At 45.8% G+C, this 7784-nt stretch carries 5 protein-coding genes, 1 pseudogene and 1 riboswitch; all 6 genes and pseudogenes read right to left on the bottom strand.

Annotated features, from left to right (window positions below):
* The coding region (locus SSCH_RS06950; protein ID WP_044664835.1) for a cobaltochelatase subunit CobN at positions 1 to 1493 on the bottom strand (1493 nt) is incomplete at its 3' end.
* 55 nt (positions 1494 to 1548) lie between these two features.
* Complete coding sequence (locus tag SSCH_RS06945) at positions 1549 to 2664, bottom strand: FecCD family ABC transporter permease (protein WP_232294273.1); 1116 nt, start codon at positions 2662 to 2664, stop codon at positions 1549 to 1551.
* A gap of 39 nt (positions 2665 to 2703) precedes the next feature.
* Positions 2704 to 3738, bottom strand: a complete 1035-nt coding sequence (locus SSCH_RS06940) for an ABC transporter substrate-binding protein (RefSeq protein WP_044664833.1) — start codon at positions 3736 to 3738, stop codon at positions 2704 to 2706.
* Positions 3739 to 3829: 91 nt separating this feature from the next.
* A pseudogene (locus SSCH_RS21390) lies at positions 3830 to 4608 on the bottom strand (ABC transporter ATP-binding protein).
* A 468-nt stretch (positions 4609 to 5076) separates the two neighbouring features.
* Positions 5077 to 5265: riboswitch (cobalamin riboswitch) on the bottom strand.
* A gap of 207 nt (positions 5266 to 5472) precedes the next feature.
* Positions 5473 to 6543: a radical SAM/SPASM domain-containing protein gene (locus tag SSCH_RS06930; RefSeq protein ID WP_052835414.1), complete on the bottom strand. Its 1071-nt coding sequence runs from the start codon at positions 6541 to 6543 to the stop codon at positions 5473 to 5475.
* 140 nt (positions 6544 to 6683) lie between these two features.
* On the bottom strand, positions 6684 to 7784 hold the full coding sequence (locus tag SSCH_RS06925; protein WP_044664832.1) for an adenosylcobinamide amidohydrolase: 1101 nt from the start codon (positions 7782 to 7784) through the stop codon (positions 6684 to 6686).

Below are 7784 nucleotides of genomic sequence, written 5' to 3'. Positions count from 1 at the left end.
TGTCCTGGAATAAGCAAGTTTGTTCCCCAGTTAGCCAGAACACTTCCCCCGGGGTTGGCCCCCAGCCACTCAGTCATTTTATCCCTTACTTCTTCAGGCAGATCCTGGAACCAACCGCAGTACTGCTCAGGAGAAACGCTGTCTACAGCTCGCTGCATTAATTCCTGGGCGCTGGCCCACCGCCTGTCATTGGTAACCCTGTCTAAAATATCCTCTATCAATACCTGCCCATCCTCCGGCAGGTAATCCAGCTTGTAGCCTGCTTCCTGTAAATTATTCAGGATGTTCCATACCGAAGCCGGTGAATCCAGACCAAAAGCGCTCCCGATATTATCATTGCGCGGGGGGTAATTATGAAAAATAATAGCGATCTTTTTTTCTTCATTGGGCAGGTGTCTTAATCGCCCCCAGCGCATGCTGAGTCGCACAAGTTTAGCCACCCTTTCAGGGATAGGTATAAACTTTGTGATGTTTGCTCCTGTCACAGCGTCAAATTCAGTAATTTCCCTGGCCGACACAGGAACTGTAATCAAGGCGCCATCAAACTCAGGCATGGCCACACTGATCGATACATCCATGGGGTTCAGTCCTTGAAGGTTATTTTCCCATTCCTCCCTGGTATTCAGCGTCGTGATTCCCTGGATGAACGGAACCCCTAATTTCTCCATGATACCCTTGCTTTCCCTTGATACAATCTCTGAGCGATCTACTCTCATGGTAATAGAAAACATAAGCAGATTAATTAAAACATCAACTAATGGCCGCCCCTCCCGCAAAAAGAAATTTTCCACAACCCCGTCAGCACCCTGATTTCCTAAATTCACATCCTTGGCAGACTGCATAAAAACCGGAATGACATTGGCATTTTTTGATTCTACTTCTCTGATTAATGCATCTACAAAAGCCGTATTGCCATTAACCCAATAATTTCTATGAAACCAAAGGCCTACAGTTAATCTGCCAGGATTATATTTTTTCTCCAGATATTCATCAAGAGATGGCACACCAACAAAATCAGGATGATAAATGCCTTCCCAGGGGAGGGCTTGTGGCTCCTTGACCGGAAAATCTGTCCCGGTCAGCTCGTTGGCCAGAAAGAGCAAGAGGTTATAATAGTTATCTATTCCGCCGTTCTGCATATAAGCAGTTGCCTGCTGCTGTATCACCTGTGAAACACTTGTATATTTTTTCACAGTGGGGATATCTTCAGCAGAGCTCGGCTGGATATGCACCTTCACATCTCCCTGCAGGTATTCCATGAGCTTTGCAAAACCGGGACAACTCTCCTCACCCCCGTGCAGGTGAAAAATTGCCACATCCGCCTCTTTTGCCAATTCCTTAAACTGCACAAACTGGATGCCTTCGCCCAGATCTCTGCGTGTGCGGGCCTGAACATCTATTACTTGTCCCTTTTCGCTTCTGATTCTTTTTAGCGCCGTAGTCAAGGGAATCAGGTCATTCTCCACTGCTGTGAAAAATACTGCTTTTAACACCTTAAAACCCTCCTCTATCTCTTAAAACAAGTAATCGTCGCACTTTCAAACATACCTACCCCCACCAACGCCTGCTCTGCTTAAACAACAGGTAAAGAAAGAAGGGTACACCGATCAATGAAGTAATAATGCCCACCGGTATTTCCGTAGGACTGACCATTGTCCGGGAAAGCGTATCCGCCGCTAATAGTAGCAGAGCACCCATCAAGCAGGAGCAGGGAATCAAGAAGCGGTTGTCATTGCCGATGATAAACCGGCAGACATGCGGTGAAACCAGACCGATAAAACCGATGATCCCTGTAAAAGCTACAGTGGCACTGGCCAGCAACGAAGCAAAAATGGCACAATTTCTCCTTAGTATTTTTACATTGACACCCAGATTGGCTGCCACCTCCTCACCGGCGCTCAGGGCATTGAGATCCCAGGCATAACGCAAGAGAAAGATCAGGCATCCTACAGTAATGGGTAAAAGTATCAACACTGCTTCCCATTTAGCTCCCCACAGGCCTCCCATCAACCAAACTGTCAACTCACGCAGTTGCTCATGGGAAGAAACATATTTGAGCAGAGAAACACCTGCAGAAAAAAGATAGCCAAGGGCTACCCCAGCCAGAATCAATGTTTCCGGAGCGGCCCCTTTCAAACTGGCAATCCCGTAGATCATTAACATTGTCAGCAGCCCAAAAATAAAGGCATTGGTGATCATCATGTAAATACTGGAGATCCCCAAACCTTGCAGGATATTCGCCCCAAAAACAACAGCCAGAGCAGCGCCAAAGGAAGCCCCCGCCGAAATGCCCAGAATATAGGGGTCAGCAAGGGGGTTTCGCAGAACCCCCTGCATAACTGCCCCGGAGCCTGCCAGGCAGAATCCAGCCAGAACCGCCAAAAAAACTCTGGGCAGGCGCAAATCAAGGATTATCGTTTCAGCAAGTGCAGAATACTCTCCGGAATAAGAAGGTATAATTCTGCTGAGGATAACCTGGAAAACCTCCTTAGGGCCAACGCTGGCACTACCAATAATAATCGCTGCCAAAATTCCGAGGAACAAAACCAACAACAAACCAATAACAAGATATTTTTTTGTGGCTGTTAACTGTGAGTATAGGTCATCAGGAGAATGCACAGCATTCTGCGATACATCAACTGCTTTCATAACGCGCTCCCTCACAAAAATACTTTAATGCATATCATTTCCGGCATCTAACTTCTATTTTTCAGGGTAAACATAAGTGTCTTCCAGTTCCAAATTGTAAAACTTTTTCAATAATTCTCTGTGTATTGCTTCCGGATCTATATCTGCAAAAAGTTCAGGATGAAACCACTTGGCAAAGTAAAGAGAACCAATAACAGAACGTAAACCTGAACTAATATCCCATTTCATGAGATAAACTTTATCTGTTTGCACTGCTGTGGTTTTACTCAATCCTGGCCGGTTCATCACTTCCTGACGCAATTCTTTTATTTGCTCCAGGGAATCTTCCCTGCTGCTCATGCGCACAATGAGCTCCGGATTCTTCTCTGCCAACCACTCCGGAGTAAGAGTGGGGCTTCTCACCGGCTCATTGGCTGCAATATTAATACCCCCTGCCAGTTCAATTCGATGATGGGCAGGACCACTGGCATTAGTGCTGTAGTAAGGTTTATTCCATTCATAGTACACTTGCGGCTTCTCTTTCTCTGTGAGTTTTGCTGTCCGCTCCTTGATGAGATCGTGATACTTATTGGAGAAATCAATCAACTCCTGAGCCCGCTCTTTTTTACCTAAAACCGTTCCTAAATCTTCGATCATTTCCGGTAAAGTTTCTACCTCGGAAGTTACATATATTAATACCGGAATACCGGCTGCCTCCAGTTTTTCTCTCATATCATCCTTAAACATGCTGTCAGCCACCACTACATCGGGATTGTTCTCAATTATCAACTCCAGGTTTGGTTTATATGATGATTCTGCCACTTCCGGAATTTTCGCTAATGTAGCAGGGAACAATGACTTAGCGTCCCTGCAAATAATTTTATCTTCAGCGCCCAGGGCACAAATTACCTCTGACGCTCCGGATGTAATGGATATAACCTTGTCTACAGGGCAAACTATTTCCACTTGATTGCCTTTCCCATCAGTAATGGTGACCGGTGTTTTTTGTTGTTGTGAAGAACTGTCGGGACCCTTTCTCGATCCACATCCACAAACAAACAAGCTGAATGCCAGAATTATCACTAAACCTACTAAAATTTTGTTCTTCATTTGCACAACCTCCTTGGAATTATCCTTTTTATTTGTTTTGAAACACAACTACTTCTAAAAATTCAATTACAACCTGTATTTACATCGGTGATCATCTTACTGCCCTGGATTGTCTTTCTTCTACCGGTAGCTCTCCAAAAAGTGAGGTTATGTCTTCCTCATCCTCGTTTATAGAACGAAGAGGAAGCACCTGGATGCCCAAACCGTTTTGATCAACATCGGCCTCCACATCATAAACAGCACGGATATTGGCCGGATTGAGTACTGCAGCCGGCGGGCCGGATGCAAATACTTTTCCTTCATTGATGAGAACTAATTTATCCGAAAAACGGGAGGCCAGATTTAAGTCATGCAGCACCATAATCACGGTCATCCCACCGTCATGAGCAAACTTCTGCATCAAACCAAGCACCTCTAACTGGTGCTTGATGTCCAGATTGGATGTTGGCTCATCCAACAAAAGCACCTCCGGTTCCTGGGCGAGAGCACGGGCGATTAATACCCTCTGTTTTTCTCCACCACTCATTTCATTGATATATATTTCAGTGCAAACTCCTCGATCTTCATAAAGCGCAAAATCCTGTCAACAATTTCCCTGTCTTTAGGCCCCACCCCCCAGCTTAAATAGGGTTTCCTCCCTAGAAGAACCGCCTCATACACAGTCAAAGGAAATACCTCTGCCCCGCTCTGGGGCACATATCCCAAAAGCCGGGCAAGTTCACGTGGTTTGAGGTGGGCAACATCTTGATTGTTTAAATAAACAACACCCCCTCTGGGCTGTAATACCCTGCAGATACAGCGTAGAAGAGTACTCTTACCGGAACCGTTGGGTCCGATAATACTCACTACTTCTCCTTCGCTGATCTGCATGCTTATATGGTCTAATACCAACTGGATGTTGTAGCTAAAGGAACATTCATTAATCTTTAATTTCAATCTGCCTCTCCTCCCTATTTGCCACCAGGCAGTATTTGGTTTTATTCTTCATTTATGCTGTATAAAACATGATGATCATTTATGTATATCACCACCCCTCATCGATACAGTCTCTCAATTCCAAGCTTATTAGTTCAAATATGGCCTCTCAACCAGGTCGACCGGCATTCCTGGCATAACTCACTGTTTAACCTGGTAATCAAACCGTTTTTCCCGCCATCAGCCCACCCCAAACTCTTTGTTAACCTCCAGTCAGGATGACACGTCTACTTCACCTCATTTACAACCTCACCTAATAATCTGCATAAAAAACCTCCAGTCCCAGGAGAGACTGGAGGTAATCTAGAATTATTACCCGGCATAAAAAATGCCCTGGCGCAACCCTCTCCATGGGAAGGTATAAACTGCCTTCAAGCACAGGCAGGTCTCCTGACTTGTGGTTTAGCGCTTTACCTGCTGCCTTCCCGGATATTCTCCAGTGGCGTACCTTGCAGGTAGCTCCCACTTACAGTGGCCGGACCGTCCAGGATTTTCACCTGGTTCCCTCTTTTCCTTTGCGCTAGCAAAGGAACCTGAGCTGTATAATATTAACTTGTATATTATAATTTCTTTACCAGTATCTAAATTCCTGCAACAAATAAAAGATATTTGGCATAAAATATAACTGGTGTCATTAATATGATCAAACTTGAAAACGCCATCCAAAAAATGTTTTCACCCTAACTCACTGCACACACTAACTCCTTGATTTAACAAGTTGCCGGCTCGAACTTTCATGTAATCAGTTCAGGTGATGAATTAACATACACCCTCATCCTGTCTCACCCAATCCAGAAATGTTTTTTTCAATTTGCAGTCACCTTTATAGGGTTTGTCCACCCGGCCGGTGTAAGCATAAGAACGGGCAAGGCAGCCACCGCCGCAAAAAAGCCTATCTGGGCAGTCCCTGCATCCTGTCATCATCTCTGCTTTGCGGCCGATCCATTCCTTCCCAGCAACAGCCTCTGCCAGAGAAAAGTCTTGGTCATTAATATTACCAAGATAGAAATGCGGGAGTATCAGGGACGCACAGGGATAAATACCTCCATCAGGCACTGCCGCCATACACTGACCTGTAGTGGCGTAGCAGTATTCTTCTCGGACCACTCCCTGTGTGATTTGATAGCGCAGTCTTTCCAGCTCACGAAACCTGACGCGAGGTCCCCCTAACCGTACCAGCTGATCTGCCCTGCGTAATGCTGCTCTAACCTGACTTTCAAGCAAATTCAGATCGGGTACAGATAGATCAGTTTTTACCCCCCTGCCCAGAGGACGGAAAAGATCCAGAGAAATCCCGTAAACATTACCCGCATAAGCAGCCCAATCCACCAGTTGTGACAGTGTCCGGGCACTTTCGGCGGTCAGAACTGTCGTTAAACCTACCCTGATTCCCTCTGCAGCCAGGAACTGCAGACCTCGCATCACAGCCGAGGTAGAACCTTCACCACCCACAAAAGGCCTCAAATGATCATTTAAATCTAATGGCCCGTCAAGACTCACACCTGGGCGTACTCTAAGATTCTTTAATTCTTGAGCGACAGCACGGTCAATTAATGTTCCATTAGTCTGCAATTGGAAGGTGGCAGAACCCCACCGCATTTTTACATATTCAATGACCCTTTTGACCAGGGGAAAGTTTAATAAAGGTTCCCCACCGGAAAACTGTATTTTAAAAGATCTACTTCTGGCAGCAACATAATCCACTGCTTTTCCGGCTGTTTCCCAGGACATATATTCCTTTTTCTCTCCACCCCTGGCATAACAGTATCTGCAGCGCAGATTACAGTCGTCAGTAACCAGCAAAATAAGAAGTTTAATCTCTTTAGTCATAGATCTCCCCTGAGAAAACATGTTTCATATTTCAGCTGTTTAACAATAATTCCACTGCGAGCCAACTGTTTTTTGTTTACCACTGCGGATGGTTGTTATTATAATGGCACCAAAAACGAAAATAACTTTTTGCAGTGGGTTCAACACTCCAATTTCTCTGTTACAATCTGAACAACCATTTCTGCCCATGCCTGAAGATAGTCCTCAAGCTTCGATCCGCCAATTACCGTCGGTGGAACGCCAAACTTGCCGGCAACCAAGGCCAACAATTCATTACCAGCCTGTTCGGTTTCTTCTCCGGATAACAGCTCCCATAGAAACTGATCCAGCAGATGAACGTACAAGGATGTATATGTCACCAACTGCTGATCTCTGTCTAACTGAGACAAACGCTCCATAAACTGTGATTTGACATCATTACTACCATGAGCACCATTACCAGCCAAATACTCCTGCCACAGTGTATCTTCATTGACGCCAAAGCGCTTCAGGCGTCGCAAGACGCTGTGCTGCATCTGAGGCGATAAACCTGTCTGTCTGAATAAGGCCTCTTTGACAGCCGGTTTAACAGCACGGCCAATCAATTCACCCAATTTGGAGTGTTTACCCGCCCCCTCAAAATACAATTCTGAAGAGGGATTGGCGATGACAATGGTCTGATCGGTCCCGGATCCTGTCGCCAAGCCATTCGAATAATTGCTGCCGGCCATCAGTTCCTGAATTGCCGCTGTTTTTGCTTCTGTACAGGTCACCAAGGCTCTAGCCATAACCCCGGGCGGCAGATCAGCGTCGATCACCAGCATGATATTGATCGTCCCCGGCTTAGGCAGTATCTTTTTATCGACAGCAAGAAAATGTTCTGTGGGATCCCCTACACGGCCGCCATTGACTTCTATGCCACCGGTCACGATCGCCGTTACCATCAGGTTTTCATATTTACAGATATTGATCGCCACGTTTTCCATCTGTGCTGCTGTCCCCATGCCGGTAACTGTCGCCGGATCAAAACCCAGATCCTGTGCATCCAACCGCATATGCTCTTCAAAAGTGGGAGCACGCAAAGTACACTCCGTATTATTGCCGGTATTGACGTCATGATTGAAGACTGCTTTCATGTCTTCGCGGTAGCCCCCGTTGAGTATTGAAGTACTGAGCACCTTGCGCGGCTCTTCAAACCTCATCACGATTCTTTTATCATACCTATGTACTGCATCACCGGTTGATAATGTGCAGAGCAGCAT

Source organism: Syntrophaceticus schinkii (assembly GCF_000946815.1).
GTDB classification, from domain to species: Bacteria; Bacillota; DSM-12270; order Thermacetogeniales; family Thermacetogeniaceae; genus Syntrophaceticus; species Syntrophaceticus schinkii.
This window is presented reverse-complemented; position numbering and strand designations above follow the sequence as displayed.